The sequence below is a fragment of the Flagellimonas marinaquae genome, from assembly GCF_023716465.1.
Taxonomy (GTDB): domain Bacteria; phylum Bacteroidota; class Bacteroidia; order Flavobacteriales; family Flavobacteriaceae; genus Flagellimonas; species Flagellimonas alginolytica.
The window spans coordinates 22,514-48,395 of sequence record NZ_CP092416.1 but is presented as its reverse complement, the minus strand read 5'-3'; the positions used below and the strand labels follow the sequence as shown (position 1 = coordinate 48,395).

General features: G+C 46.0%; 30 protein-coding genes. 8 read left to right on the top strand and 22 right to left on the bottom strand.

From position 1 onward, the window contains the following. Positions 1–546 precede the first annotated feature (546 nt). From MJO53_RS16915 to MJO53_RS16885, 7 genes are all read right to left on the bottom strand, one after another. Complete coding sequence (locus tag MJO53_RS16915; protein WP_093980752.1) at positions 547–903, bottom strand: DUF6876 family protein; 357 nt, start codon at positions 901–903, stop codon at positions 547–549. Then, on the bottom strand, positions 894–1,109 hold the full coding sequence (locus tag MJO53_RS16910) for a hypothetical protein (protein ID WP_093980753.1): 216 nt from the start codon (positions 1,107–1,109) through the stop codon (positions 894–896). The genes MJO53_RS16915 and MJO53_RS16910 overlap by 10 nt, the downstream gene beginning before the upstream one ends. 73 nt (positions 1,110–1,182) lie before the next feature. Then, positions 1,183–1,557 carry a single-stranded DNA-binding protein gene (locus MJO53_RS16905; RefSeq protein WP_093980754.1) on the bottom strand — a complete coding sequence of 125 codons (375 nt, stop codon included), beginning with the start codon at positions 1,555–1,557 and terminating at the stop codon, positions 1,183–1,185. A gap of 571 nt (positions 1,558–2,128) precedes the next feature. Beyond that, positions 2,129–2,917 carry an N-6 DNA methylase gene (locus MJO53_RS16900; protein ID WP_093980756.1) on the bottom strand — a complete coding sequence of 263 codons (789 nt, stop codon included), beginning with the start codon at positions 2,915–2,917 and terminating at the stop codon, positions 2,129–2,131. A gap of 171 nt (positions 2,918–3,088) precedes the next feature. Beyond that, a complete protein-coding gene (locus tag MJO53_RS16895; protein WP_157731018.1) occupies positions 3,089–3,292 on the bottom strand; it encodes a hypothetical protein in 204 nt (67 codons plus the stop codon). A 58-nt stretch (positions 3,293–3,350) separates the two neighbouring features. Continuing rightward, positions 3,351–3,812 (bottom strand): JAB domain-containing protein, encoded by a 462-nt coding sequence (locus tag MJO53_RS16890; RefSeq protein ID WP_093980758.1) that lies wholly within the window; start codon positions 3,810–3,812, stop codon positions 3,351–3,353. Positions 3,813–4,135: 323 nt separating this feature from the next. Further along, positions 4,136–4,432 (bottom strand): hypothetical protein, encoded by a 297-nt coding sequence (locus MJO53_RS16885; protein WP_093980759.1) that lies wholly within the window; start codon positions 4,430–4,432, stop codon positions 4,136–4,138. A gap of 475 nt (positions 4,433–4,907) precedes the next feature. Between MJO53_RS16885 and MJO53_RS16880 the strand changes: the two genes are divergently transcribed. Genes MJO53_RS16880 through MJO53_RS16870 form a run of 3 tightly spaced genes read left to right on the top strand, consistent with a single transcriptional unit; the run spans position 4,908 to position 6,255 of the window. After that, positions 4,908–5,069 carry a hypothetical protein gene (locus MJO53_RS16880; RefSeq protein ID WP_157731020.1) on the top strand — a complete coding sequence of 54 codons (162 nt, stop codon included), beginning with the start codon at positions 4,908–4,910 and terminating at the stop codon, positions 5,067–5,069. Further along, positions 5,014–5,940, top strand: coding sequence for a hypothetical protein (locus MJO53_RS16875; RefSeq protein WP_157731022.1), 927 nt, complete (start codon positions 5,014–5,016; stop codon positions 5,938–5,940). The genes MJO53_RS16880 and MJO53_RS16875 overlap by 56 nt, the downstream gene beginning before the upstream one ends. 12 nt (positions 5,941–5,952) lie before the next feature. Then, positions 5,953–6,255 carry a hypothetical protein gene (locus MJO53_RS16870; RefSeq protein WP_157731024.1) on the top strand — a complete coding sequence of 101 codons (303 nt, stop codon included), beginning with the start codon at positions 5,953–5,955 and terminating at the stop codon, positions 6,253–6,255. On the opposite strand, the gene MJO53_RS16865 is transcribed toward MJO53_RS16870, so the two are convergent. Further along, positions 6,248–6,487 carry a hypothetical protein gene (locus MJO53_RS16865; protein ID WP_157731026.1) on the bottom strand — a complete coding sequence of 80 codons (240 nt, stop codon included), beginning with the start codon at positions 6,485–6,487 and terminating at the stop codon, positions 6,248–6,250. The two genes, MJO53_RS16870 and MJO53_RS16865, sit on opposite strands and share 8 nt — an antisense overlap. Before the next feature lie 142 nt (positions 6,488–6,629). Here MJO53_RS16865 and MJO53_RS16860 point away from each other — a divergent pair, with 142 nt between their 5' ends. Next, on the top strand, positions 6,630–6,827 hold the full coding sequence (locus tag MJO53_RS16860) for a helix-turn-helix domain-containing protein (protein ID WP_232514144.1): 198 nt from the start codon (positions 6,630–6,632) through the stop codon (positions 6,825–6,827). On the opposite strand, the gene MJO53_RS16855 is transcribed toward MJO53_RS16860, so the two are convergent. Next, a complete protein-coding gene (locus tag MJO53_RS16855) occupies positions 6,811–7,077 on the bottom strand; it encodes a hypothetical protein (RefSeq protein ID WP_093980765.1) in 267 nt (88 codons plus the stop codon). The two genes, MJO53_RS16860 and MJO53_RS16855, sit on opposite strands and share 17 nt — an antisense overlap. Next, positions 7,068–7,844 (bottom strand): SOS response-associated peptidase, encoded by a 777-nt coding sequence (locus tag MJO53_RS16850; protein WP_093980766.1) that lies wholly within the window; start codon positions 7,842–7,844, stop codon positions 7,068–7,070. Before MJO53_RS16850 ends, MJO53_RS16855 begins: the two co-directional genes overlap by 10 nt. A 149-nt stretch (positions 7,845–7,993) precedes the next feature. Here MJO53_RS16850 and MJO53_RS16845 point away from each other — a divergent pair, with 149 nt between their 5' ends. The 3 genes from MJO53_RS16845 to MJO53_RS16835 are packed head-to-tail and all read left to right on the top strand — an operon-like array spanning position 7,994 to position 12,119. Beyond that, the gene (locus MJO53_RS16845) at positions 7,994–8,947 is read left to right on the top strand and encodes a M57 family metalloprotease (protein WP_232514146.1); all 954 of its coding nucleotides are present in this window, start codon (positions 7,994–7,996) and stop codon (positions 8,945–8,947) included. A gap of 21 nt (positions 8,948–8,968) precedes the next feature. Continuing rightward, positions 8,969–11,617, top strand: coding sequence for a S8 family peptidase (locus MJO53_RS16840; RefSeq protein ID WP_093980767.1), 2,649 nt, complete (start codon positions 8,969–8,971; stop codon positions 11,615–11,617). Between the two features lie 58 nt (positions 11,618–11,675). Continuing rightward, on the top strand, positions 11,676–12,119 hold the full coding sequence (locus MJO53_RS16835) for a hypothetical protein (RefSeq protein ID WP_093980768.1): 444 nt from the start codon (positions 11,676–11,678) through the stop codon (positions 12,117–12,119). A 7-nt stretch (positions 12,120–12,126) separates the two neighbouring features. On the opposite strand, the gene MJO53_RS16830 is transcribed toward MJO53_RS16835, so the two are convergent. The 3 genes from MJO53_RS16830 to MJO53_RS16820 all read right to left on the bottom strand — a co-directional run bounded on the left by MJO53_RS16830 (position 12,127) and on the right by MJO53_RS16820 (position 14,550). Next, a complete protein-coding gene (locus MJO53_RS16830) occupies positions 12,127–12,594 on the bottom strand; it encodes a LexA family protein (protein WP_394335543.1) in 468 nt (155 codons plus the stop codon). Next, entirely contained in the window at positions 12,560–13,855 is a 1,296-nt protein-coding gene (locus MJO53_RS16825; protein ID WP_093980770.1) for a Y-family DNA polymerase, read from the bottom strand. Before MJO53_RS16825 ends, MJO53_RS16830 begins: the two co-directional genes overlap by 35 nt. A 71-nt stretch (positions 13,856–13,926) precedes the next feature. Further along, positions 13,927–14,550 carry a M23 family metallopeptidase gene (locus MJO53_RS16820; RefSeq protein ID WP_093980771.1) on the bottom strand — a complete coding sequence of 208 codons (624 nt, stop codon included), beginning with the start codon at positions 14,548–14,550 and terminating at the stop codon, positions 13,927–13,929. Between the two features lie 106 nt (positions 14,551–14,656). Here MJO53_RS16820 and MJO53_RS16815 point away from each other — a divergent pair, with 106 nt between their 5' ends. After that, positions 14,657–15,136, top strand: coding sequence for a hypothetical protein (locus MJO53_RS16815; protein ID WP_093980772.1), 480 nt, complete (start codon positions 14,657–14,659; stop codon positions 15,134–15,136). 154 nt (positions 15,137–15,290) lie between these two features. On the opposite strand, the gene MJO53_RS16810 is transcribed toward MJO53_RS16815, so the two are convergent. The 9 genes from MJO53_RS16810 to MJO53_RS16770 are packed head-to-tail and all read right to left on the bottom strand — an operon-like array spanning position 15,291 to position 25,878. Next, a complete protein-coding gene (locus MJO53_RS16810) occupies positions 15,291–18,647 on the bottom strand; it encodes a TraQ conjugal transfer family protein (protein ID WP_093980773.1) in 3,357 nt (1,118 codons plus the stop codon). An 18-nt stretch (positions 18,648–18,665) separates the two neighbouring features. Continuing rightward, positions 18,666–19,217: a conjugal transfer protein TraO gene (locus tag MJO53_RS16805; protein WP_093980774.1), complete on the bottom strand. Its 552-nt coding sequence runs from the start codon at positions 19,215–19,217 to the stop codon at positions 18,666–18,668. Between the two features lie 4 nt (positions 19,218–19,221). Next, complete coding sequence (locus MJO53_RS16800) at positions 19,222–20,193, bottom strand: DUF4138 domain-containing protein (RefSeq protein ID WP_093980775.1); 972 nt, start codon at positions 20,191–20,193, stop codon at positions 19,222–19,224. Further along, positions 20,190–21,140, bottom strand: a complete 951-nt coding sequence (gene traM, locus MJO53_RS16795) for a conjugative transposon protein TraM (RefSeq protein ID WP_093980776.1) — start codon at positions 21,138–21,140, stop codon at positions 20,190–20,192. Before traM ends, MJO53_RS16800 begins: the two co-directional genes overlap by 4 nt. Continuing rightward, positions 21,127–21,744: a hypothetical protein gene (locus MJO53_RS16790; protein WP_093980777.1), complete on the bottom strand. Its 618-nt coding sequence runs from the start codon at positions 21,742–21,744 to the stop codon at positions 21,127–21,129. Before MJO53_RS16790 ends, traM begins: the two co-directional genes overlap by 14 nt. A gap of 3 nt (positions 21,745–21,747) precedes the next feature. Continuing rightward, the gene (locus MJO53_RS16785; RefSeq protein WP_093980778.1) at positions 21,748–22,569 is read right to left on the bottom strand and encodes a hypothetical protein; all 822 of its coding nucleotides are present in this window, start codon (positions 22,567–22,569) and stop codon (positions 21,748–21,750) included. A 3-nt stretch (positions 22,570–22,572) separates the two neighbouring features. After that, a complete protein-coding gene (locus tag MJO53_RS16780) occupies positions 22,573–23,175 on the bottom strand; it encodes a hypothetical protein (RefSeq protein WP_157731028.1) in 603 nt (200 codons plus the stop codon). After that, positions 23,153–25,594 carry a VirB4 family type IV secretion system protein gene (locus MJO53_RS16775; protein ID WP_093980780.1) on the bottom strand — a complete coding sequence of 814 codons (2,442 nt, stop codon included), beginning with the start codon at positions 25,592–25,594 and terminating at the stop codon, positions 23,153–23,155. Before MJO53_RS16775 ends, MJO53_RS16780 begins: the two co-directional genes overlap by 23 nt. Then, positions 25,591–25,878, bottom strand: a complete 288-nt coding sequence (locus tag MJO53_RS16770) for a hypothetical protein (protein ID WP_093980781.1) — start codon at positions 25,876–25,878, stop codon at positions 25,591–25,593. The genes MJO53_RS16775 and MJO53_RS16770 overlap by 4 nt, the downstream gene beginning before the upstream one ends. Positions 25,879–25,882: the final 4 nt, after the last annotated feature.

The window sequence follows — 25,882 nt, the reverse complement described above, 5'->3', positions numbered from 1 at the left end:
TCATTGTTTTCTATCATAAACCGCAATGGAATAAGGTTTTATGATATATCTGAGCCCTTAAAGATGTTGCCTTTCCCCGAGGTGGAGTCATCGCCCCCGTCGATGCCATACCCTCTGGACGTGCCGAGCGGCCAAAAGGCTTTTGGGAGCTTGCGACCGTGCCGGAAAATCGGGAGGGTCCCGCCAGGGAAACCCTATTTTCCGGAAAAGCATTGCCGGCCAGCTTATCGGGCACGGACTATATTTGCCGTCGATGGATGGAGGCTCCGCCGAGGAAAGGGAAAGGCTACAAAGAAATGTGGAGTGCCGTCCCCCCGAAGTCCTTGCCGCGATCGGCAAGGAACGCCTTTGGAGCGGGTTTTGCCCTGCCCGCAAAAGCCGTGTCAAAGCGGCACTGGTAGTGCAAGGGGAAGGACGGCACGACTTCCGATATAAGGCCCGGTCCAGGCGTGCGTTTTTGCCCTTACCGCAAAAACCATGACGGGACCGGACGGCACAAAGAGCCCCTTTCGGGGCCATTGTCCTGGGCGGGGAAATTTCCGCACCTCAATACTCGCTTGGAAGCAATAAGGTGTTATTTACAAAGTACATTCTAAAGGTCTCCAGTGGAAAATCTGTAAAACTGTACCCTTGACGGTGCAGGATGTTCCCGTTACCGTCGGAATAGTCTATTTTAGCAGTATCGCCCTCCTTGAACAAATCAATGGTAACAAAAGCGGATTGTTTCATCAGGTCCATTGCCTGTATCGCTGAATCGGTTACGAGCCAATCCGCTTTACAGAGTTCCGCCATGAGCTTTATCCCGTCGGTATAGATAAAATTAAAATATGGATACCTGTACAACTGGCCAGTTGCCTGAAAGCCCGCCAACTCGTGCCGAATCCTTTCTGTGTTCATTTCCATAGAGCAAAGAATTTGGAAACAAGTCCCGTTAGCAAAAAGGTGGGTCTTTTGGCCTCGACCACTTCGGCATCTATGACATGGATATTCTCTACCGCACCGATCTTGGTACGCTCCACTATTACATCTGTGGGCAGAATGGTAACGGTGGATCCACGCTTCTTGGTAAAATTGAACCAAGGTCTTTTTTGATTACTTTTACGCTTCATATTGTAACTGTTAAGGTTATGATTAAAAAAGGGCGCATGAGTTGAAAGGCTGCGCCCTTTTTGTCTTACTGTGCTATTCCTCTTCCTTGCTATCGTCCGTGGAACCATTGCCATCTTTCTTCCCGCCCAACATCACGATTTCGTTGGCCTTTATTTCGGTAATATGACGTTTTACCCCGTCCTTGTCCTCATAGGAGCGGTAGGTCAACTTCCCCGTTACACATACTTCGCTTCCCTTTTGTAGAAACTTCTCCACAACGGCTACACGTTTGCCCCAAACAACGATGTTGTGCCATTCGGTCTGGTTGACAACTTCTCCGCTATCGTTTTTAAAAGTTTCATTTGTGGCAAGTGAAAACTTGGCGTTCTTGCTTCCGCTATCAAACACCTTTGTTTCGGGATCGCCCCCGAGATTTCCGATTAAAACGACTTGATTTTTGATACTCATAACTGTTAAGGTTTTAAGGATTAATACTTGTTTTAATTCCTATACAATATACGAAATAAATACAAGTATTACAAGTAATACAAGTATTTAAAGCATTTATTTTAATCATTGTTTTCTATCATAGACCGCAATGGAATAAGGTTTTATGATATATCTGAGCCCTTAAAGATGTTGCCTTTCCCCGAGGTGGAGTCATCGCCCCCGTCGATGCCATACCCTCTGGACGTGCCGAGCGGCCAAAAGGCTTTTGGGAGCTTGCGACCATGCCGGAAAATCGGGAGGGTCCCGCCAGGGAAACCCTATTTTCCGGAAAAGCATTGCCGGCCAGCTCATCGGGCACGGACTATATTTGCCGTCGATGGATGGAGGCTCCGCCGAGGAAAGGGAAAGGCTACAGAGAAATGTGGAGTGCCGTCCCCCCGAAGTCCTTGCCGCGATCGGCAAGGAACGCCTTTGGCGCGGGTTTTGCCCTGCCCGCAAAAGCCGTGTCAAAGCGGCACCGGTAGTGCAAGGGGAAGGACGGCACGACTTCCTTATTGGTACAGTTCATAGATGCCCTTGGGCAATCGTTTCAGAACAACCTGATTTGGTTGGTCTTGGAATCCACTATCACATCCGCAACCTCCTGGGCATTGGTGTTCCTGTTTTCGGGAACTTTTCCCTTTTGCGGTGATGGTTCGGGCATCCCCAATTTCTTACGTGCATACCCATACGCCCGGTTGATGTCGGCCACAAACTCTATTTGAGGGACCCCGCTGTATTTCAGCCAACGGTTCACGATAAAGGCCCCTCGGAAGTCCTTGCCGGCCCAAAGGGCATTATCGGAGATCACGATGCCGTGGATGCCGTGGTACATCAGGTTCAGTGCGCTCATCCGTGCACAGGTATAATCAATGTCGATAAGGGTGTGGAACATGCCCGGGTTAACACTGTTGGCCGCAAGGGAAAGCCTACCGGAACCACAGCACGGGTCGTTGAAGTTTTCGGGTCCAGTGGGGCTTAGTATCTGTGCCATGAACTGGCATATCGTCATCGGGGTAAAGAACTGTGCAAAATGTTTGTTGGTAAGGCTGTTGGCCTCGTAGAACGTTCCGTATACATCGTAAACATCCGTATCGGATACTATCGTCTTGTCCAGGATCCTGATAGCCTCAAAGATGAGCTCGTTGAAAAGGTCGAGTTCCCTGCGGTCGTACTTCTTTCTGATGGTATCCATGTCCGCCTGATGGTTGAGCGACCAGGCATTGATGGAAAAGTCCAAAAAATCTTGGAAGATGTAATAGGTCCCGTGCGACCTTGAAAGCGTGTCGAAAATGTCCCCGAACTTCTTGAGTTCCTGGGGTAGATGGATTTTGGCCATGATGTACTGTTTAAGGGTTGAACATTTTTCTCATGGCCCTTACACGGCCGCAAAAGGGGCGACAAAGCAATGAGCTGGCGAAATTGTGTGTGGTCCCGCGGTCGTAACTTTGCCTGTGGAAAAATGTGGTGGCCCTCAACTGGTGGGGAGGGGGAGGGGATGGGCTCGCGCCTATTCTTCATCCATCGGGACATACCCGTATCTGGACAATTCTTTGATAAGAGGTGCAATGAATTTTTCGGGAACACCCCTGCGCTCATTGATAAAATGCCGCAAGGTGTCCTTTGTCATGTTGCAGGTACGCTCGATGCAACCTATGGAAAGGCAGGGCCTTTCCTTCAACCAGTCGCGCAAATGGTTCTGTCCATAATCCATAACAAAGAGTTTTGAAGATATTACAAATGTACGCTTTTGCGTACAAATATCCAAGGGGTCAAAAGTCCCCCTGGTCCGCCATCGAGTAATAACCCTCGCGGGTGATGATGATGCTGTCAAGGAACTGGATGTCCACTAGGGCACAGGCGGCCTTCAATTTCTCGGTTATCTTCCTGTCCGCCTCCGATGGTTTCAGTCTCCCCGATGGGTGGTTGTGGACCATGATGATCCCGGATACCTGTATCATCAGGGCGTGTCGGAGTATGAGCTTCACGGGGACCACTGTGCCGGCCACGTCCCCTTGGGAACAATGGTGTACGTTGACCACCCCGTTGGAGCGGGACAGGTGTATGACCTTGGTCTGTTCGTGGTCGTCCATGATCTCATCGAACATGGGCCGTATGAAGTCTGCGGCGTCTTGGCTCCGGGTGATGTTGACACTTGGGAGTTCGGTCCTGCGGTAGATGGCCGTGAGTTCTCCCACAAAGTCCCTGAAGGTGCTCATTCTGTAATCTTTCATGATAATTGGATTAAAGGTTAACGATCATTTTTCTCGTTGGCCCCTACACGGCCGCACAAGGGGTGCCAAAGCAATGAGTTTGCGAAATTGTGTGCCGCCCCGCGGTCGTACCTTTGCCTGCGGAAAAATGATATGTTCCGGAAAGTGTTTGCTTGTTTGACCATTCCTCAGAGCGGGATGCATCAGGGACAGTCGCGGAAATCCATTTTAAAGGGGTTATTTGGGACATTGGGACGAGGAAGCGACCTATGAAGCTCCCACAGCCCCCTTAATGCCCCAGAACGGCTTAAAATGATTGGAGCAATGGCCCGCCCGGATGCCCCCTAAAGCCTTTTGATGATAATCTTCCTGTATTCGTTTTGGATCATGGTGTACAACCTGCCCAACCTATCGTGCAGCTCTTGGTCCATTTCAAAGGTGAACCCCCTGAAGCCCACCTCCAGTCTTACCCCCTTGCCGACCCTGCCGTAAACAAGGAAGTTCTTGGGGTCGTTGCTGATTTTGTCGCCCAATAACATTTCGAAGGGCTGCGCCGCGAATGCCAGGTTATCGGGATGGTTCCCGTCCACTGTGAAGATGACCCTGAACGCAATGCTGCGGTAGTCCTTTTTGTAGTCCATTTTCCATGTACCAAAGCATCTTTTTGTAGTTGGGGCCGATCGCCAAATATAGGGCGTTGCGGGAAAAGTACAATTTCACTGGCTCATTGCCAATTCCCTGCGGACACGCCAAAAAATGGCTCCTAACCCAAAAGACAAAAAAGATGAAAAACTTTGAGACCATTTTGAACACGGGACAGGACGCCGCGAACTATATCGAGATCGACGATCCTACAAACATTTTCGTGGTCGGGCACGAATCCTTGTGATTACCTGCCAAATCCCGCCAAAACAGGGTGTTTCACTAAAAAGTGGGGACAAAGGACACTCTTTGAGTGTCCTTTGTTGTACTTTTATGCGAGATTTAAAGCAATAACAACGTAGGAATATACGTTAATATTTGTTAATACTTATTGGAGAAGTTTAGCGGAAGGACGGTCAAATAAGCAAGGCGGCTGATTAAATTTAGGGAGTTTAACCCTAAAATTTTTCAGTTATGAAAATTCAAAAAATTCTTCTTGCCGTAGTCTTATTGTCAACCGTTAGCTTGTCCACCTCCTGCACCAAAAACGATATTGCGGAGGATGAGGCCCTATTCAAGAATGCAACGGAACAACAGGCAATCGACGGCAAGGAAATCAAAAATCAGGATACCTGATACCTTTTGGGGGGCGTTGGCCATTATCCTGTTGTCAACGCTTCCATATCTACATGATTTTTTGACCGATGACGGCGGCCTTAAACCTTGGGTCCCGGTACTTGGAATAGAGGATCTATTGACCGATGTGAACGGGAACGTTTTGGGTTTCTCCACCTATCGGGTGTTCCTTTATACGTTTTTCATCTTCCTTTTTGCCACGATAGGATGGGCGGGGTGGTTCCAAAGTGCAAGGCAAAGATTTTACGGAAGCGCCCTTTTATTGGCCACGGCCTCCGGTCTTTATCATATATTCCTTATCCTTTTCGGACTAAGGAGGTCTTTGTTGAACGAACCGGTTTCCAAATTGGTCTTTTTGGGGATCCTCTCGATCGTCCTTGGATATATGACCATCAAAAAAAGAGGTTATAGTCTCCGTAAGGTGGTTTCCTGGGTGCTGCTTTTTTTGATGGCCACGCTACCGTTTTATCATGATCTCATAACCAACAGGAGCGGGGAAACGTATGCATGGGTCCCAAAATTGGGGATTGAGGAAATGTTGACCGACAATGAGGGGTATGTAAGGGGGCTCGCGAACTATAGGATCTTGGTCTACCTGTTCTGCCTCTATCTTTTCGCACATCTGGGATGGATAGGATGGTTTTTTGATTCACGCGGGAAAAAGTACCGCCCCTTTATTTTGGTGCCGGCAGCTTTGAGCCTGTACCAAGTGGTCGTCATTGCCATGTCCTGGAGGGAGACCGAATTCAATGATCCCAACATAAAACTATATATCACGATCGGCCTGAGTATACTCTTGGCCATCAACTTCTATTATAACAACAAAGTTTCCCCCGAAGCAAAAGTAATAACAGAAAATGGACAATCTTAAAAGTATCCTCTTATGAGAATTGACAGGACAAGGTTTGGGTTCATACGGGCCACGGGAACATTAATGGATAGGGCTTTGCAAAAAGTGAACTTGATATTACAGGGCATGGTCGATGCCAAACCATATAGACTGGACTGGGAACACGTCCTTTCGGAATACGACCGCTTGGGGGTCGGCGATGTTGCGGAATTTGCATCGAGCTATGCCTTTGGATGGCACGCCCAAAACAACAAATTGGACGACGATGTGAGCAAGCAGGCCATGTATTTGGAAATTATTGAAGGAGTGGTACAGCGTAGGGAAAACGTCAAATGACAAGGTCGATATCCGGAAGGTATTTGTCCAGTTCGGCACCCGACTTGAATATCTGTTTGCCGACCATCCTGTTGGTGAACTTTTCCCACTCGAATTCCACGTAAAAAGTGCTTACGCTGAACAAACTTAAATAGGTGATGGCGTTGTACTTCATGGCCACAAGCTGGCCGGATTGCACCAAGGTTTCCGTCTGTTCGCTCTCGTTGAGCATAAAAAAATCGTATAGGTCCATGTTCATAGGGGTTACGGCCCTAAAATATAAAAGTCCCTTGGTATTTTAAACAAAAGTTGTGGGTTTTTTCGCCCACACTATTTTTTGACGTTCTCCGCAACTTGCGGGGATGGACCAATCGGATTTTATAAAAAGGTTTGGAATGAGGGTGAAACAGCTCCGCAAGGAAAAAGGGTTGAGTTACCGTACTATGGCACAACTTTGTGATGTGGATTACAGTGATATTTCCAAAATAGAAAAGGGGCAGATCAACATAACCCTGGGCACCGTGCTTGAACTTTCCAAGGCCCTGGGGGTGGAAGTAAGGGAACTGTTCGGTTTCCCTACTCGGGAAAATTAATACGGAGGTCGCCCAAGATCTTGTCAAGGTTCACGTTCCGGTACTTATCGAGCCTTGGTCCGGATTCAAAAGCGTTCAGTACGGGGAACATTCCAGAATGGTCTGAAGTAAGCTCTACGTAAAAATCGAATAGCCGGTACAAATGGTGTTTTTTTTCAAGGTCTGGAAAGTGGGCCAAAAACACACATTTGTCCCAAAACTCGTCCCACTGGTCCTCTTCGTGCAGGCCCAAAAATTCCTTTATGCCCATTGCGAATAGTCCAGGTTTAGGTTGGGATTGTCTACCAATTTTTCGATTCCGGGATAATCGGCGCTGACCGTTCTGGAGAAAATATCCTTGCTGACCGGATGGGCCGTAAGGCCATCTTCCGGAAGATTATCATGGATGATCCTGTCGATGTCCGTTTCGGTCAATTTTTCCGAGAGCCAAGCCTCTATCTGATCATCGGCCAGGGGAACGATCTGACGGTGCTGCCCCTGCCAGTTTTTTTTGTTGTGGATCTGCGCATACATGGAGCCCGGCTCGGCTTCCCTGGTCAATAGGGAGAACGATACATATTTGTTCGATGTAACCGTATAGATTCCGGCAAGGCTCAAAAACGTGGCCTCCCTTGCGCCGAACAGGAACGGCACTTTATAGTCCTTTGGTTTCTGGCACGTATGCGGTTCATAAAAGCCGGTCAACGGGATGACACACCTACGCTTCAAAGAGCTCGGTTTGTACATCTTTGAGGTAAAGAGTTTTTCGCTCTGGGCATTGAGGCCCTGGCCCTTGATTTCCTTAAGGTCCTCCACAGGGTCTTCGTTCTTGGCCCAAGGCGGCAGCATTCCCCACATCATCGGGGTGATGTGTTTCGGGCTTTCCTGCGGGATTACCCAAAAATCCTGATGATTGAACCCATCCGAATGGTGGTAAAGAAGTTCCTCCTCCAGCTCCATTCCCTTTTCGGTTCGGGAAACGTTGTAATGGGTCTCTATTTCGGCAACGGGCCTATCAATTCTCGTATGGAAGCACATGGGATTTGTTTATTGATTAAAAATAACGATTTGCTAATGAATAATTTAATCTTAAATAACGATTTAATAAAGTAGCTATTTTCTTTAATTTTATTGTAAAATAGTTTATATATTTTGTAATATTGTTTGTAATCTAAACACTACATATTATGAAAAGAAACCTACAATTGGTGTGGTTGGTACTTATCGCAACCACTATTAGTTTATCCTCCTGCAGCAAGGAGGAAAATGGAACGAACATCGCCGATGAACAATTGGCGATAAGCGATGAAGTGCTCGAAAAAATAGAGGCGTTGGGGTTCAGCTCTGAAAATGCTGTGGCCTTCATCGATGAAAACGGGGAAACCTCATATATAGTTGAGGGAGATGTCCTTTTGAAAGACCATCATCTAGGAATGGAAAAGGGAAGTTCTGTGGTTATAGCCGATGAAGAGCACTATAGAATGACCCTTACCCCAGAATTTGGGAGCGAATTCTATCAAACTGACAGAAATACTGGAGAACAGGTATTGGTGAGGAGAAAAGAAAGTATCCGGGTCTTGCTGGAAGATAATTTCCCTGCTGTATATTGGCAAGCTATGCAAATAGTGCAGGATAGATACGACCATGTTTCTGGTTTGAGGTTCTATATAACACCTATCCAAGATCCTAACGATCCCAATTGCAGCCCTTGCGTAAGAACGAATGAAGATATTACCATAGTCAATCAATTCACTGGATTTCTGGGGCTTGCCGACCCACCATATGAAAGAACAATAACAACGAGAGGCGGATCTCAAATCACAACAATTGAACCAGGAGAAGTTATACGGCTAGATCCGAATTTAATTGGCAACGAAGGTGCTGAACATATCGCCTCCATTATCGCTCATGAATTGGGTCACACGATAGGATATAGGCATACTGATTGGCAGAACAGGAGCTATAGTTGCAACACGGGAGGACAGGAGGCTGATCCCGATAATATAGGGGCGGTTCACATACCCGGCACACCGACCGGACCTGATTCCGGTTCATGGATGTTGGCCTGTATCGATGATGGACAAAATAGGCCGTTTACTTATAATGACAGGGTTGCCTTAAGATATGTGCATGGTTTTTAGTACTGTTTATTTGAAATCATTGTGCAGATAAATAGTGGAAACCAAAGAAAAGCATGGGCCATCAATTTCTTGATGGCCTTTTTCATCTTGTACGGAAAAGTTTGCGCACAAGATGATACCGTTGTCAATGCACAAAAAATAGCGTCCCAGATATTAAAGGAAAATTTAGAGTCTTACGAGCAAAAGTCCGTAAGAGCAATAATAAATGATAAGCAACAATTTTATGAGTGGTGTCAAGAAAATGAAACTACACCAGAGCTTTTGAACGACCTCCAAAAAGGAAATTCCATTTTCCTGATTAACCTGGATGACAAAAAAATAAAAATGCTATCCAAAAAGTCATGGGTAATCTATTTGGACAGGGCAGGGACAAATGTTGTTTTGGAAGGGGTTTTGCTCAATTATGACCCCACCCTCAACGAAGTAACCAAAGCGACAACTAGCCAACCTTCAAACAAAGGTGAAAATATCACAATAGCAATAAAAGAAGATCCTTTCAATATCTATGACTTGGATCTTTTCGGAAGAACGATTTCTGAAATCGATAGGCCGGAAAATGGTTTTTCTACGCACTCTACTGAAATGGCAACAATAATAGCCGGGGCCGGTTACACTTCCCCATCATTTAAGGGTGTTGTGTCCGGAGCTAGCCTATTCTCGTCTCCTCTGAACGACCTGCTTCCTGACGATAGTGATTTGTTGGCCGATTATCATGTTAGTGTACAGAACCATTCCTATGGCGTGGGCAACATTGAAAATTATTATGGCGCAGAATCATTGGCCTATGATGACCAAGCAAGTTACACCCCTTATCTTGTCCATGTTTTTTCTGCGGGAAACCTGGGAGACGGACAGCCTCAAACAGGTCCTTATATTGGCATGACCGGATATGGTACTTTGACCGGACAAATAAAAAATTCTAAAAATTCAATCTGTGTAGGTGCAACCGATCCTTTTGGCTCTTTATGGGACATCAGCTCCAGTGGGCCTACCGCCGATGGTAGGATCAAGCCAGAGGTGGTCGCCTACGGGGCCAATGGAACATCGGATGCAACAGCCTTGGTGAGTGGGGTGTGCGGGTTGTTACAAGAACAATTCTTTGGTGAAAACGGGATATTGCCAAATTCGTCGTTGATAAAGGCTTTGATCATAAACGAGGCGAAAAACAAAAAGGAGTTGAGCCACAGGGAGGGGTTCGGTAATGTAAAGGCCTATCGATCATTGGAAACGCTCGTTAATGGTCAGTACTTTGAGGGAAACGTTGGAATAGGAGGGGGGGCAATACACAGCATCGTGGTTCCAGAAGGTGTTAAAAAACTGAATGTAACCATAGTCTGGAATGACTTGCCCTCTGAAACACTTGGTATGGGTCGGGGCCTTGTGAACAATTTGGATATGCGTTTGGTCAGGGATGGCGGAGAGGCCTGGAATCCTTGGAAACTTAGTTCTTATCCAGATGTGGATTCTTTGGCATTAGCCCCGGTCCGTTCAAGGGATACGTTGAACAACGTTGAAAAGATAACCGTTGACTTTCCCACAGAGGGCACATACGAATTGGAAATAACCGCAGGGGCTGGAAACAAAGGCCCACAACCATATAGTATTGCCTATAGTTATCGCACCTCAAATGAATGGGTATATCCATCAAAAGAAGCTTCGTTAATTTCTGGAACCGAACAGGTCATTAGGTGGGAATCTGATAACGGGTCCGATGCAATGGGTAGGTTGGAGTTGGCAAAAAAAAGCAAAGGTGCATTTGGTGAATGGCAGGTCATCAGTGATGACATAAACACATCCGAAGGATTCTATCAATGGAATATCCCAACGGAAACGGCCATTTGCAAACTGAGGCTTGTTATTGGACAGGATATAATCGAATCTCCGGAATTTTCAATTACGGAATTATATGAGCATCGTGTCGAATATTCGTGTGAGGGTATTTCCACAATTTCATGGGAACCCATCGAACAGGCGGAAAAATATAATGTCTATGTCTTCGAAAATGGGGGGTTGGAGCTTGCAGGGGAAACAAAAGGGACGGTGTTTTCATTTGAAAGAGATAACTCGGCACAATTTTATACGGCCGTTGCCCCGGTTTTTCAAGGACGTGAACTAAAAAGAACCCCAGCCACCCCTATGGGTCTTGAAATGGAATGTTTCATACAGAATTTCTATTTGGAAAGGTCCTTTTCGGACGAGGCCATTATGAACCTTTCTTTAAGATCCGTTGTTGATGTGTCTGTGGTTGTCTTTGAAAAATGGGACGGTTCCCAATTTAAGGAATTGTACAGAACGGAGCCCAATAATCAATTGTCCATAGGTTATACCGATAAAATACCTGGGAAGGGAACAATAGAATATCGGGCGCGTGTAATTACGGATCAAGGCAACCAGTATGTTAGCGACATCCAAGAGTTTTTCGGTCTGGGCAGTGAAGAAATCCTTGCGGCACCGGTCCCGGCAAGACAGGGAGAAATCGTGGAGTTGTTTGCTGCTGGGGAAGGCCAATATGAGGTATATGTTCATGGCCTTGATGGTTCGCTTATAAAAAGGTCGTTGCAGGACACTGCTGTAAAGACCATTGACACAAGTTTATTGCCCGCAGGGGTATATATTGTTAATATGATTGGTGAGGGGCGTAATTACAGAAAAAAAATCATTGTCAATTGATTAACTTGGAAATGTTGGTATATTTTTTGCTTATTAGAAAGACATAACCTCAATTGCTATGAAAAACTTCATTAAACTATCGTTTATCTTCCTTGTTGTTTTGGTTTCATGCTCATCGGATGATGGGAACGATAATACTATTGATTTGGATGCTTTTCCCCAGGAATGGACATTGGTAAGGATGACCATTGGAATGACCGATCAAACCCTTACGGGTAATGATATGCTATATCAAGAAAGATACTTGTTACAAGAAAACGGGTCTTTTGAAAAAATAAGGGTTCAAGACGGGCAAGAGTCCAGCGCGGAAGGTACTTTTTCTTATGGGACAAGTGATGGTTCCGTTAACCTTACCCTAAACTACGAAGATGACCCCAATGGTATTATTTCCAACTGTGGTCTTAATGAAACGGAAGTCTTGATGTTCAATTCCCAAAAGAACCAACTTGAAAGCACCTACCAAATTTGTGACGGACCTACTTTGATCTATGAACTTAAATAAGCCTTGATCAAATATGTTGGTTTTTAAAATGGAGTTTTTTTACGACATAGGTAACTACGCCCCATATAACCAGTGAGTTCTCTCCTGAAATCTCAATTGGTCTATATTTGGGGTTTTCAGGCATTAAAACAATACGGTCCTTTTCTTTCTGGACCCTTTTCACGGTAAACTCCCCATCCACAAAACAAACGGCTATGCAACCGTCATAGGCTTCTATGCTTTTGTCAATGACCAAAAGGTCCCCATCATCCATGCCGGCCCCTTGCATGCTGTCCCCGTTGACCCTTGCAAAAAAGGTCGCTTCTGTATCGCGAACAAGTTCACGATCCAATGAAATTCTGTCCTCCTTAAAATCGTCTGCAGGTGATGGAAACCCAGCTGATACCCCACCATCAAAATATGGCAGGCCCAAGGGATTTCCCATGCCCGGGACCAAAAACTCAAGCCCGCTCGATTTCTTCCTTGTCGTGTACATTTATCTTTAATATTTCATCCAGTTTGCTTGTATATCTAGGGGACAATAGATTACGGTTCATTTTCCATTTCCGCCTAAGATCTTGGCCCCCTAATTTAACGACATCGTATCCAGATAGCAAATTGATCCGGTCAATCGCCTTCCAAAGCGGTGAATGTCTAGGGTCGGAGTTGCGGAAAACGTTTAACTGTTTGGATTCGGACGGGGTAAGGCCCATGACGACGACCCCCGCCTTTTTGTAAGCATAACCTTTTTTGAATATTGTTGAGAGGCCCCTTAGGGCGAATTTGGTCAACTCGATACTGCTGTTGGTGGGGTAGGGTAGTTTCACACAAACGGAACGCCCATATTGCGGCAGGTGTTCCTTGAAGGGATTGGAGCGCACAAATACTTGTATAAGGTTACAGTCGGAACCTTGTGCTCTTAGTTTTTTAGCGACTTCACATGAAAAGGTTGCGACCCTCTCCCGTAAATCGGAATACTTCAAATAGTCTCTGTCAAAGCTACGGGTACATGCTATGGCTTGTTTGGGTTTAATATCCTCCATCTGGATTGAGGGTTTCCCCATCAGGTCATGTTTTAGTCTGAGACCTACAACCGTCATACTGTCCCTCACAAAATCATCGGGAAGCAAGGAAAAATCAAGGGCGGTCCTGACGTTCCGTAAACGGAGCATGTTACCGTATCTGGGGCCGATTCCCCAAACATCCTCGACCTTGATCCATCTGAGCGCCTTGGCCCTTTTTTCTTCTGAATCGATGACATGCACACCCCCGGTACGTTCAGGGAATTTTTTGGCCACCCTATTGGCGGCCTTGGCAAGTGCCTTGCTTGGGGCGATTCCAATACTGACGGGAATTCCCGTCGCCCTTAAGACAAACGTTCTGATCTCCTGGGCATAGGATGAAAGGTCAAAAAAGCAATCGAATCCTTTGAAATGGAGAAAAGCCTCGTCAATAGAATAGATTTCCATATCTGGACAATAGCGGGCTAATATGTTCATTACCCTGGAGCTCATGTCCCCATAGAGTGCGAAATTGGACGAAAATACCCTGACATCATTTTCCCTGAATATTTTCTTGTACTCGAAATAAGGGGCCCCCATCGGCACGCCCATTGCCTTGACCTCGTTGGACCGTGCGATAACACAGCCGTCATTATTGCTCAGAACGGCAACGGGCTTCCCGTTGAGCGATGGGTCAAAGACCCGCTCAACCGAACAATAAAAGTTATTGCAATCAATCAGGGCTATATAATCCATTGGGTGCTATCGATTAGGACCTATAAAGCTATGCCTAAATCGAAAAATAATAAAGGGGAAAATCAAGAAAATCAAAAATCAAGAAAACAGAAAGGATAGGGGTCTATCCTAATTTCATTTTTCCATATCTCATAATGAATATGGTTGGCGGTACTCTTACCGGTACTTCCCACAAACCCTATGATATCCCCTTTTTTTACCGTCTGGTCTTTTTTGACAACAAACAGATACATATGGGCATAACGTGATTTAAAGCCGTAACGGTGTTCGATGATGACCTGGTTGCCATAACCCTTGTTCGATTCAACGGCGCTCTTGACGGTTCCAGATGCGGCCGCATGGATGGGGGTGCCCGCTTTAGCTGAAATATCAATGCCAAAGTGGGTTTTTTCCTTTTTATCGATGGGGTGGAACCTTTTGCCAAATTTACTGGAAAAACGTTTCAACCGGTCCGGATTCAAGGGATTAATGGACGGCACAAACTGAAACTTATCGCTATATAAGTGAATATCGTTGTCTAATATGTCCAAGAGCCTTTCAACATCATCATAAGACTCGGACTTGGACAGGAACTTGTCCACCATTTCGCCCATTTTGTTGTGGGAACTGGCCTGGGCCATCAACGATAACTGGGGTGCCGGAAAAAGCCCCAAAAGTAGGAAAGCGCATAAAATATGGTGTTTCGGTTTCGGCATCGTTGTTGTGGGACAATGAAAGGATAAAGATAGCAAACCCCTTAACAACAAACGGCTTGTGCCCTTGGATTTTGTATCTTTACCCCCCTAACACAAATCTTACACTATGGGAAAACACTTACTGATATTTGGAATGATTATGGGGCTGTTATCATGCAGTAACGATGACGATGGGGTTTCGTTGGATGATAGGAACGAGGCACTCTTTGGCCAGTGGGAATATGAGGCAATAGAATCGGACACCGCCGTGGACATCAACGGGGACGGGACCGTGAACATCGACCTGTACAACACCAATGAGATCCGCCAGTGCCTAAAGGACAATCTTACTTTTTTCAATGAAGGCCCCTCTGGAGAAAAAGATGAATATAGAATTAATGAAAACGGCCTTTCCTGTGGCGAAGTAGATCCGTTCAGTACTGTTGAAATGGATAAATACGAATTGATAAATAATGAGATTTTACGGTTTGAAAACAGGAACGATATGGTAATCATAGAATTTACAAAAGATCGGCTTGTAGTGGAACAGGATGATTTTTTGGACGATCAGGATGTGGTGATCACATATACATTAAAAAGAAGTTAGGTTTATGCGAACATAAAGGGCAGATATCTAAAACCAGGTTGGCCATTTATGCAAACATAAATCAACTGGAGTATAATTCTGCAGCGGCGGTTCCTGAGAATCAATGCGAATATAAAAACCAATAAAGGGGGTCAATAGACCCCCTTATTATTTATCAAACCCTAACAACCGATCCCGAAGTCCAATCACTCCATTGGCCATTGGAATCCCTTACCCTTACTTCATAGGGTTGATCGAGATATTTAAGTTTGCCCTCTGATGGTTCAGTCTCCATCTCAAAATATCTGTCCACGCCGCTTCCCTTGGCATCATTGTAGTTCAATATTTTCGTGTCCCAATTGTTCGTTCCCCTATTGAGAATTCTAATCTCTACTTGTTCCAAACTCGCCCCATTGTATGCCTCGGAACAATTGGCGCTGAAGCAAGTGTATATCCTTACCTGATAATCGCATCCATTAAGCCCGCCGCAACTGATGTTGTGTTTCTCTCCTTTTGCGGAAACGGTCGGCCTTTTGAACATTTGTATAGACTCACTCTCGGTCTGGGACTGTCCAGTGGAGTTTTCTATCAAGAAATTGATTACAAAGCTCTCGTCCGTCTCGGGAGTGAACTGCATCGGTGCGCTGCCATAATCAAGGGGAATCGTTTCCCCCTCACTATATGTAATGCCCTTATAACGCATAGTCCCTGCACTGGCCCCTGTAAAGGTGAACACCATTGTATAGGTAACACTTGGGTCGTGGCCGGAGGTGGCATTTGTGATAGCGGTAATATCAAATGGGTCATTGATGTACTTGTCCTGGGAGGACTGGCTGATATTGAGCGTGAACGGCTCTTCGTACACCTCGTAATTCACATTGATGTTGGCGGTTTTTTCCACATCGGAAGAGGAACGTACCGTAAAGGTAATATTATGGTTGCCCTCTGTGGTCCCTGTGTATTTGCCTGAAAAGGAACCGACCGGAACGGTAAAGCTCTCCCCTGCGGAATACGTTGTGCCGGAATACAGGAAGGATCCATTGTTGCCACTTACGGAGAAATACATTTCGTAGGTGTCCCCGCCAATCCCGATTTCGGAAATATTAAAGTTGACATCGATTTCCTCTTCGGTGTACGCTTGTTGGGTGGATCCAGAAGCTGTAAAATTATAGTCTTTTGCCGCAACACCAACGGAGATATTTACCGACTTTTCAAGTCCTGTGTCGTTCTTTGCATAAAAGGTCATGCTTATATTACCATCGTCCGTGCCCTCCAAGCTCCAGTTGAAGTTCCCCTTGGGCACATTATAGATGTTGCCCGGGCTCACTACGTTTCCATTGGAATCCTTGATGATGGCGTTGCCGTTCATGGTGAACCGCATAGTATAGTCGGACGACCCCACACTCTCCGAAATGTTGAAGTTCAGGGAAGTGATTTCCCCAACGGAAATATCGGAGCTCTGTGATCCGCCCGTAAACGTAAAGTCCACCTGGTCAAAGGTAATGGTCGTATTGGCAGTACGTGTAACGTCTGATCCTGATTCAACGCTTAGCACGATATTATGCTGGCCAGGCTCAAGTCCGGTATATGTAATGTTGTTCGAGCCTGGGGACAATGGGAAATTTTCCCCTGGTCCATATGAGACCCCATTGACCATCATTGACCCGTTTTGGCTCGATGAATAAAAGGCCGAATAGGTGTCGTTCGCCCCGTCCGGAACTTCATCGATGTTAACGATGATGCCAACGGGGTTGTTGGAAAACTCGGTGGCCTTTGAGGGAGTCATGGTAACGCTAAAATCATTGTTGCCCACGACAACCGTAACCTGCTCCTCCAAAATCTGGCCGTTGCTGTCCCGGAGCAAAAAGGAAATCTCATAGGTGCCGGCCTGTTGACCTATAAAATCATAGGCGAAACTACCCGGCGTTACGGTGAAATACTGGCTTGGCGCAATGGGTGAATTTCCATTGTAGAGCTGGCCGTCCCCGCCCGTAATAAAATAATTGAGCTCATAGGTAACGCCATCGTAATCTCCTTTCTCTATCAGGCTTAGGGATATGGCCCCCCGTTGGCCCACAAGCACCTCGCTGCTATTGGCCGAAGCGTTGAAGTCCAGCTCCAGTTGCTTCGCCTCCAGATCAATTTCCACCGGCCCCACTTCTTGGCCGTAATTGTCCGTTATAAGAAAACTGATCTTGTGGTTCCCCAAGGTTTCCGGGGTATAGAAAAGTGAAAAGTTTCCAAGACCGACCTGATAGTCCGTATTGTTCTGGATATTGTCGCCGTTTACCCCTCTAACTTTACCGTTTCCCTCAGTAATGTTATAGGTAAGGAAATACTCTATGTTCGATGTATTCCCATTGGATTTGATATTGAAGTTGAGCTGTGTCCTTTGGTTTACGAAAACCTGGTTGCTCTCCGCATTTCCACTAAAGGTAAATGGGATGTTTGCGACCTCGATTTCAACACTGTCCCTTTTCGTCTGCCCGTTGCTGTCGCGCACATCAAAATATATCTTGCGCTGGCCAAGAACATCGTCCTTAAAGGTAAAATTGTAATTGCCCGGTTCAATGGGCCTGAACGTTCCGGCATCCATAACCCCTCCGTTCTGGTCCCGGACGGTCCCGCCTCCCTCACTGCCAACGGAAAAGGAGTGGCTGATGTCATAGGTTACATCGCTTTCCTCGTCCTGGGTCTGGAGGTCGATATTGATGGCAATGTTGGTATCGAGCTCGACCTGGGTGGAGGCTGCTGTGGCCCTAAAGGTAAAGTTCAGATTGCCGACTACCATGACAAGCTCCCTTGTGATGGTGGCACCATCTGGAGCCTTGGCCGTCATCGTCAATCTATGCTCGCCAAGCGTCTCTGGCAGATAGCCGAAATCCGTAACTCCCTTGGGAAGCACAAAGGAATTCCCCGGGGCATAGGAATCATCGCCCAAATAGAGCTTGCCGGTACCGTTTTCCAGTTGGTAGGAAACCTCAAATTCCTGATTGCCGGCATTGGTGGGGTCCCCGGTATCCTTGTCCCTTAAAAGGGTGGCGCTTACGGGGTTCTTGCTGTTGATTATAAAATCGTCCGTGCCCTTGTTGAGAAGGAAGCTGAAACTTGCATAGCTGGTATTGTAAATTAGCTCCAGTTCCTTTTCCAGTTTGTTGGAATCCCAGGCAAGGACCTTGACCTTATGGGCCCCTGTGTCAATGGGCATATAGTTGAAGGACATATCGAAATCCGCCACAAAGATCGTATCGTTTTGGCGTATGGTGTCATTCTCCGAAGTCAAATAATATCCTTTACCGTTCTCTATACTGTACTTCATGAAGTAAGCGACGGTCGTTACCACTTTCTCGGGTTTCAGGGAAAAATCTGTCTTGGTGGCCTCAAAAACAAAGCCATCGTTTTCGTGGTCCTCTGTAAAGCTGAAATCAAAAGAATCCTGTACAATGCTATCGAAATCCTTGCTGCAAGCCAGGATAAGGACAAGACAAAACAGGCATAGAGAAACTATGTGGAGTGGGGTAATTTTTTTCATAGTGTTCCAGTTAGTGTTCTAAAATAAAAAGTAGCGCAACCCTACCCCCGCATAGGGATAAAAGTTGCCCACATCTGAGTTTACATGATAGTATTCGTTTGCTTTTATCAAAAATGAAAAATCGTTGCTAAGGGCAATCTCGGCCTCTCCGCCCAAATATGCGCCGTAAATGAATTGGCTCTTTCCGTTGATAATGGCCCCGTTGGGCAGTTCGTTGCTACCGTTGTTGATTACCTCGTAACCAAAAAGCCCACCCCCGCCAAGAAAAACGCTGAAATTCTTGCGTCTGGGCGATATATACACTCTGTAATATACGCCTGGCTGAATGGTAAAAATATTGTAGGGTATGTCGTTCGTGCCCTTGTCCTTGGCAAAGGCCGCCAATACACTGATCTGAAAATATTGAAAACGGTTGGGGTGGAAATTGAACGTTCCCATTGCCGCAAAACCATCTTCCACGTAACCACCGCTAACCCCGACAGAAGAGGCCAGGTTTCCCCTCATTTGCGCTTTTGCGCAAATGGTGATCAATAGGAACAATAATGTTATCATAGAGGCCATCTTGCTCATAAGCTCAAATTTTGAAAGGGTTATTGATAAGATTGTGGTCAATTTCTAAAGATAGGTTCCTATTGCCGTTTTCTTCGGCCAGATCGACGACCAACACTTTATTTCGGTCCAGGGAAAACTTTTTGAATACCACAACAAAATGATTCTCAGTGTTTCCCTTGACCTCCTTGGGAACTTTATAGCGAAATGCAGGAAGGATTTCCGTCTTTTGGTTGCTACTGCTCTTTTTATAGGAGGTGGCAATACTGAATTTCAGGAAATTCAGATCAAAATCGATGCTTTCCTGGTTTTCCAGTCTGAACTGGAGATAGATTTCATCCTCATTGAAATAAACCCCTTTCAACCATAGGAAAACATCGCCGGAACGGGCAAAAAAGCGGGGCAGCTTGGCCTTGTCGAATTGCATATAGTAAGATCTTAACCGGTAATATTCTTCCTTATCGGTCTCGTAGAGCTCTTTGGTAGGTTTGGCGGCTTCACTGATCGTTTCTTCCGTCTCCGCTTCGACCTCCGGAATTTTATCATCCGTGATAGTTCCGTTGGTTCCGGAACCAGTTGGCATATCACTTTCGGCCGTGGCCGTTTCTTTCTGGTAATTGGAATTTACGGGCGTGCCAAGTATGTTGGTAACGGCCTGATCAGGCTTGATATACCATGTTTTTTTGGATGGTTTTTTTTGATACTCCAAGGTAAACTCGTAGGAATTTCCGTTTGTCGTGATTACCGTAAGGTTGGTATAGCGGTTTTTCGCATTGGGGCTTTCATTGTAATAAAGTTTCAGGATCCTTCTGGAAAAAGCACTGCCACCGTCGTTCTGCTCCGACATAAAAAAGGTAATGTCATCCCCCAATATCCGATCCGATATATCAGTGGGAAAAATCACGACCGCCGTACTGGTCGAAACTTGGATGGTATCGTTTTGGGCCATTGCCAAGCAACCTGCCAACAAAAAAATAAGTAAATAGCTGTTTCTCATAGTCTCGTGTTTAACGGTGTGGTCAAGATCAATTTGTCGTTGTTCACAAGTAAGATCTTGTCCTTCTCCTTATACTTTTTCTTCCTAAAAAAATTTCCGAACGCCCTGATCGCGGTTCCTACCAGTGGCACATTGGTCTGTTGGGAAATTTCCCCGGTTACGTCATTGATGCCCTGGGTCTGGGCATCCGCTTGGAACTCCCTCCACAACTGTCCGGCCCTTTCGCTGTACATCCCGATATTGCCGTCCTGGACATCCTTTGCCACCAACCCAATGGGAACGTGGTCGATGTTGGTAACATTGAGCAATACCCGTGAACCTTGGATGTTTGCGTTGGCGTAAATGAATGTGTTCTTTTTGAATACGTTTCCCTTGTAGGTTACGGGCTGTGTAAGGATGAGCGTTACCCTGTCCCCAGGAAGAATAAACTGGTCTCGATAGATGGCCGCTTGGAACTCCAACATGCTTTCGACCGGTCCCGTGGTCTCGGGTTCGCTCGGTGGTGCTGAATAGTCCTGAGATCTGGCCAGGCGTTCCTCCCTTGCCCTAAGAAGCTCGGATCGGTAAATCGCCTCTTTTTCCGCCTCGGTCAATGGACGGTTTTCCTGAACGTTGTTTCCCTGGACATTCCCGTTGCCCCCGGTCCCGTTCCTTTTTTCCTCCAATAGTTCAATCTGTCTCTGGAGCTCCAGCACCTTGGGGTCGTTTTCCTCAGAATAAACATTGCTGTCCCGGGTCTCGGTCTTTTCAAATTCCCCGTTTTTCTTGGCTTTGTCGTAAGCATTGGTAACATCATCATAGGAAAAATTATCCTCCTTCAACGAAATGGGAACAGTGTTCTGAAATTCCTCCTTCGGGGCTCCTTCGTCCATGGAAACCACGATCGTTATGATTGAAACAACCCCAATGACGGCAAGTATGAGTATCTTAATTTTATTTTTGCTCATATATCTTCGTTTTTTGGGTATAGTTGGTAATGAAAAATCCTGTGGGATTTTCAGGATAATGGGGCGTATAATAAATAAGCTCGCCCGTACCTTGGGCCAGATATTTGGTTACATGGCCACCATCGTTGACATCGATGGTCCCTTGGAAAACAAACTCAAAAGGTTCCCTGTCCCCAGTGATGCGGATGGACTCCGACAAAATTTCAGCATCATAGATGGTGCCCTTGCTAAGAACGTCGGCCAATGCACCGCTGTTTTCATACTCTGAAAACAACCGATTCGCACTCCTTGAATCCATATGGAAAAGCGTTTTGGCCATGTTGTCCTTATAGGTGAAGCGGTCGAACGAATTGGCATACTTGAAGGCCCGGTCCAAATGTTCGGAGGCCAGGGCCTTGAACGTCTCCTTTTCATTGCCCACCACCGCCGACACCTTTTGGCCGTTTTCCTTGATGACCACAACATTCTTGGATTGGTAGTAAAGGAACACCAGCGTCCCGATAAAGGCGACCGTTACAAAAAGCATGGAGGATATCCAGATATATTTTTGCTGTTGTTTCGCTTTTGAGAATTGATTGTACACTGTTTCGCTTTCCGACTTCATTGGTTAGAAAATGTTTGATTTAAGAATGTTAAAGGACTGTTTGAACAGGAACAATTTGAGTACCGCTCCAAAGGCTATTATCAAAATGTTGTATGAATAGACCGAATTCCTGTTGATGTAAAAATCTATGATAAGGTTGGCCAGCTCGTTGGCCATTGCAAAGGCTCCCAACATGGCATAATTAAATAGCATGTGCTTCAACCAAGTATAGGTGTGTGTCCTTGTTTCCTTGTTGATATAAAGGGCAAGGGCCACGCCCCCGAAAAGCTCCAGTATGATAAGGTACAGGTAACGAAGTGCCAGGAACAGGGAATATGCATCCTGCTCCAAAAGAATGATAAACGGCTTTATCAGCAGTATAATATAGTAGTTGATGATCAGGGACATTTTTTGCCCGATGTCCCAGGTGGATGTCTGGGCCATCAACTTTTGGTACCGTAGGGCCTCTTCCCTCCAGAGGTCACGAAAATTGCTCTCTGGACCGGTCTGTCCACCAAGGGAATCCTGGAATCCCGCTAAAATGTACTCTATTCCCTTTAGTACCTGCGGGTAGGCCAGAACAATGACCACGACCCAGATGGTGGGACGGATGATGCCGGTAAGTTTTGCCCAGTTTGGTGGTTGGATCCTCCTGCCCTCACTAAAACCAATGGCCTCGTAGATGACATCGCCATATTCACGGATCAAAAGGAAGAGGCTTGCGGCCACACCAAGGGCTGTGCCTACATAGATTACCTTGAAGTTCCGCATGACTTCGCGATAAGCGCTGTAAACATCCGTGGCGGTCAAGCCCTCCAATATGTTCCAAATGGCCTCTACGTCCATACATCAGTTTTTGGCCATCGATTCAGATGATAGCCCGTTCATTTCAATACAATTAAAGCTGTAAGCCTGCAAGTCGGTATATTGTTTGTCCAACTGCTCCTTAATGTCCATCAGGGCATTTATCCTGTCCATATCATCGCCCTTCAATGTGCCGGATTCCAAAATCTTGTTGACGATCTCAAGTAGTGCCTCCGCACGATTGAGCAAATCGGTCCCGGTATTGATCAGTGTGCGCTTAACGTCCCCGTCAAGGTTGGAGCTGTTGACGATCCTGTGGACATCAAAGGTCAACTGGATCATGTTCTTGGAGGTGTCCCAAATCTCGTCCACAAGTTTTGCGGTGGTGATGGCGTTGTTGATCTTGGTGTAGATCTCGTACATCTTCTCTGCCTGTTTGAGCGTGTTAAGGGTGTTCGTCTGCGTGTTGACCGCCTCTCCCTTGGCCGCCGTTTGGATGGACACCAGCTCTTGCAGGGTCATGTTTCCGGTGGTTATCTGTGCATTGATGGCGGTGAGGGATGCCCCGGCCGCCGCATCTGTAACGGGTATCTGGGCATGACCGGCAAGTCCCGCCAATACCATACTAACGAATACTAAGTTTCTCATTTTTTCTCTTGATAATGTTTATTATAGTCTGTTCCATATCTCCCGTATTTTCATAGTCCTTCTGCATCCAGTCCCAATCGTTGCCCTCTGTTTGGAAAGCGTAATAGATTTCCCTTGGCACTTGCAGCCTGACTATGTTACGGTACTTGTTGCCGATTTTAAGGTATTCCTCCGAATAGGGCCTGTCCGTTTTGAAGTTGTTCTCTATCGACTTCATCAAATATTCGTCGTGGTCCTTTAGTTCCAAAAGTTCCCTTGTGTTCTTATAGACCAAATCGTTGCCCTCCAGGACGTGCAAGATCTGGTGGTTGGCAATGATGTTCTTAAAATATTGGTTATAGGGTATCTGTGTTGGCGATTGCAGAACAATGTCCACACCTCCGTTTTCCTTTCTGATCTTTTGGTACAAAAAGGCCACCGTTGCCAAAACGTGGTCGTCCGATAAAACGGACTTCAATTCCTGGGTCTCCGCAAACTCATCATATTTGATCTTGGCCCTTTTGCTACGATCGCTCAAGATCTTGGTGTCGATCACATAGTTTATCAAATGGATCATGATGGAAACCAAGAAAGGGTCGCTCTTTATCCTGCTAAGTTCAAAATGGATGAATTGCTTATCGGCCACCTGGCTCTCCAGGGTAACGTCCGTGTCTGCACATACGTTTTCGTACATGCCTCCGGGAAGAAAATCCTCGCAAATATGGAGAAAACTGCCCATGTCGAAGAAACGTTCCTCAATTTCAAGGTCCAAAAGGACCATTTCCCTTTTGGACTTCAAAAAATTGTAAAATGACGGGAAGCTATGGCCGCTGGGTATCTGCTCATAATAGTGGCGCAACAGTTTTTTCATGGCCCTATCATGGTCCGTATCTTCCTTGTACTCCTTCTTTTGCCAAAACTTGAAGCAAAGGGCCGACAACAACATTATCTTTCTGTTCCCGATCTCCTCTCCTGGTTCCAAACGAAAGGGGTTAACCCCAAGGGGTTTGTCAAAGTCGAATTTGATCTGTACCGAAATATCAGGGAACAATTTTGCAAAGAGATCCCCTGAGCTCCCTATCTCGATCAGGCAAACTATGATCCCGGACATCAGCTCTTGGAAGATCTCCCATAACATCGAAAAACTTTTACCACTACCGGTCGGGGCTATCTTTATCGAGTTCCGTGCATTGATGCGCTTTTTATCGACGTCCCACAGATCGCGCTTAACAGGTGTCCCGTACAATCTTTCATTATAAAGGATACCGGTATCGTCCGTTACATAATTGGAAGTGTTGGTAAACAGGCATAGAGCCTGTTTCAATGGTTGTTCAAAAAGGAACTTTTCATTTATCAGGGTATTCCGTCCAATAATGGAGGAAAGCCATAGGTTTTGGATCGTTACATTGGACGCCCTGTAATATTCCATCCCGTTGGTCTGGAAAATGGTCTTGGCCTCTTCTGTGGCCTTTCTAAGCTCGTTTTCATCCCCGGACCATATCACTAGGTTGAAATTGGCTTGTACCAGAACATTGGAATTGTCTTGGGAAATTTCCTTAAGGCGCTCTCCAATTTCCTCGGTATCGGCCTCAATCGATTTGCTCCAGCCCCGGTTCTGGGCATGGGTAAGGTGCGAAGCCTCGATGTCCCCTTTGATCCTGTTATGTCCCTTGAAATAAATGATCTGGTTATAAATGTGATTGTAACAGAAGGTCTCCCCAAAATCATCCATAAACCCTTTGTAGAAAACAAATTCCTGATCGGAGAAATCCTCGATGATATTGGAGATCGAATCCGGAAGATATTCCTGCCTGGGAACGGTCAAAATCTCATACTTGTTATCAAGTATGCTCATCTTATCGTTTTCGCCCGTATAATCAATATCGGTGTTCTCCCCCGTGAAGCCGTTACAGAACTCCTTGACATAAACGATCAGTTCGGATTCGTCGATGGGCGAGAGCTCTATGGCCCCTTGCGATAGGATGCTCACACTCGACCGCACGCTTTCCTCGAACGACTGGATTCTGAAAAGGTCCTTTTTATTGTACTTTTCCTTATACCCCAAAGGGTTCCTTACCACGTTGGGCGCAAGCATTTTGAGGCCCGTTAGCGTGTAGATCAACAATGTCTGGTGCTGGAGGTACTTCCTTCCGTCCACATAGTTCTTGTAGGCACGCTGGAGGATATTGTTTTCGGGCAAATGGGAGGCATCATAGTATTTGACAAGTCCCAGGTCCTGTTTGTGGACAAAGGAATTTTCCGGCATGGACCTGAATGCCTTATAGTTCCGGATGTGCTGGCGGTCAAAATCCTTTTCCGAAAGGCTGTACTTTTCGGGCATGCGCATAACATATACCTTGGACAGGTTTCCGTCCGTGGAAATAAGTGTGTTACCGTAAATGGTATCAATGGAATATGCTTTTTCTGCGCTTACTATCATTTCTTCAGAATTTTTACCAAATCGATGTTCTGGATTACGGAATACGTCCGCTTTATTCCCCCAAAGGGCTTTTCAAGGCTCAACCAAAAGAAAAATGCATACAGTGCTATCACGAATACCAGTGCATAAAAAAGATGGAGGATCAACCCGCCGTTGAGCCCGGTAAGCACAAGGCCCAGTGCACCTATTCCCCCAATAAAACAGAAGAAATAGAAATACCGGGACTTAAGTCCTTTCAGGTAGAGCGTCCGCCTGGTCCCTTTGATTACCTTGTATTCGTACATACCA

Excerpts from the sequence above, each read along its gene's own strand:
- MJO53_RS16915 (WP_093980752.1), bottom strand. The coding sequence starts at position 903 with ATGGAAATGAACACAGAAAGGATTCGGCACGAGTTGGCGGGCTTTCAG.
- MJO53_RS16910 (WP_093980753.1), bottom strand. The coding sequence starts at position 1,109 with ATGAAGCGTAAAAGTAATCAAAAAAGACCTTGGTTCAATTTTACCAAG.
- MJO53_RS16905 (WP_093980754.1), bottom strand. The coding sequence starts at position 1,557 with ATGAGTATCAAAAATCAAGTCGTTTTAATCGGAAATCTCGGGGGCGAT.
- MJO53_RS16900 (WP_093980756.1), bottom strand. The coding sequence starts at position 2,917 with ATGGCCAAAATCCATCTACCCCAGGAACTCAAGAAGTTCGGGGACATT.
- MJO53_RS16895 (WP_157731018.1), bottom strand. The coding sequence starts at position 3,292 with ATGGATTATGGACAGAACCATTTGCGCGACTGGTTGAAGGAAAGGCCC.
- MJO53_RS16890 (WP_093980758.1), bottom strand. The coding sequence starts at position 3,812 with ATGAAAGATTACAGAATGAGCACCTTCAGGGACTTTGTGGGAGAACTC.
- MJO53_RS16885 (WP_093980759.1), bottom strand. The coding sequence starts at position 4,432 with ATGGACTACAAAAAGGACTACCGCAGCATTGCGTTCAGGGTCATCTTC.
- MJO53_RS16880 (WP_157731020.1), top strand. The coding sequence starts at position 4,908 with ATGAAAATTCAAAAAATTCTTCTTGCCGTAGTCTTATTGTCAACCGTT.
- MJO53_RS16875 (WP_157731022.1), top strand. The coding sequence starts at position 5,014 with ATGCAACGGAACAACAGGCAATCGACGGCAAGGAAATCAAAAATCAGG.
- MJO53_RS16870 (WP_157731024.1), top strand. The coding sequence starts at position 5,953 with ATGAGAATTGACAGGACAAGGTTTGGGTTCATACGGGCCACGGGAACA.
- MJO53_RS16865 (WP_157731026.1), bottom strand. The coding sequence starts at position 6,487 with ATGGACCTATACGATTTTTTTATGCTCAACGAGAGCGAACAGACGGAA.
- MJO53_RS16860 (WP_232514144.1), top strand. The coding sequence starts at position 6,630 with ATGAGGGTGAAACAGCTCCGCAAGGAAAAAGGGTTGAGTTACCGTACT.
- MJO53_RS16855 (WP_093980765.1), bottom strand. The coding sequence starts at position 7,077 with ATGGGCATAAAGGAATTTTTGGGCCTGCACGAAGAGGACCAGTGGGAC.
- MJO53_RS16850 (WP_093980766.1), bottom strand. The coding sequence starts at position 7,844 with ATGTGCTTCCATACGAGAATTGATAGGCCCGTTGCCGAAATAGAGACC.
- MJO53_RS16845 (WP_232514146.1), top strand. The coding sequence starts at position 7,994 with ATGAAAAGAAACCTACAATTGGTGTGGTTGGTACTTATCGCAACCACT.
- MJO53_RS16835 (WP_093980768.1), top strand. The coding sequence starts at position 11,676 with ATGAAAAACTTCATTAAACTATCGTTTATCTTCCTTGTTGTTTTGGTT.
- MJO53_RS16830 (WP_394335543.1), bottom strand. The coding sequence starts at position 12,594 with ATGTACACGACAAGGAAGAAATCGAGCGGGCTTGAGTTTTTGGTCCCG.
- MJO53_RS16825 (WP_093980770.1), bottom strand. The coding sequence starts at position 13,855 with ATGGATTATATAGCCCTGATTGATTGCAATAACTTTTATTGTTCGGTT.
- MJO53_RS16820 (WP_093980771.1), bottom strand. The coding sequence starts at position 14,550 with ATGCCGAAACCGAAACACCATATTTTATGCGCTTTCCTACTTTTGGGG.
- MJO53_RS16815 (WP_093980772.1), top strand. The coding sequence starts at position 14,657 with ATGGGAAAACACTTACTGATATTTGGAATGATTATGGGGCTGTTATCA.
- MJO53_RS16810 (WP_093980773.1), bottom strand. The coding sequence starts at position 18,647 with ATGAAAAAAATTACCCCACTCCACATAGTTTCTCTATGCCTGTTTTGT.
- MJO53_RS16805 (WP_093980774.1), bottom strand. The coding sequence starts at position 19,217 with ATGAGCAAGATGGCCTCTATGATAACATTATTGTTCCTATTGATCACC.
- MJO53_RS16800 (WP_093980775.1), bottom strand. The coding sequence starts at position 20,193 with ATGAGAAACAGCTATTTACTTATTTTTTTGTTGGCAGGTTGCTTGGCA.
- traM (WP_093980776.1), bottom strand. The coding sequence starts at position 21,140 with ATGAGCAAAAATAAAATTAAGATACTCATACTTGCCGTCATTGGGGTT.
- MJO53_RS16790 (WP_093980777.1), bottom strand. The coding sequence starts at position 21,744 with ATGAAGTCGGAAAGCGAAACAGTGTACAATCAATTCTCAAAAGCGAAA.
- MJO53_RS16785 (WP_093980778.1), bottom strand. The coding sequence starts at position 22,569 with ATGGACGTAGAGGCCATTTGGAACATATTGGAGGGCTTGACCGCCACG.
- MJO53_RS16780 (WP_157731028.1), bottom strand. The coding sequence starts at position 23,175 with ATGAGAAACTTAGTATTCGTTAGTATGGTATTGGCGGGACTTGCCGGT.
- MJO53_RS16775 (WP_093980780.1), bottom strand. The coding sequence starts at position 25,594 with ATGATAGTAAGCGCAGAAAAAGCATATTCCATTGATACCATTTACGGT.
- MJO53_RS16770 (WP_093980781.1), bottom strand. The coding sequence starts at position 25,878 with ATGTACGAATACAAGGTAATCAAAGGGACCAGGCGGACGCTCTACCTG.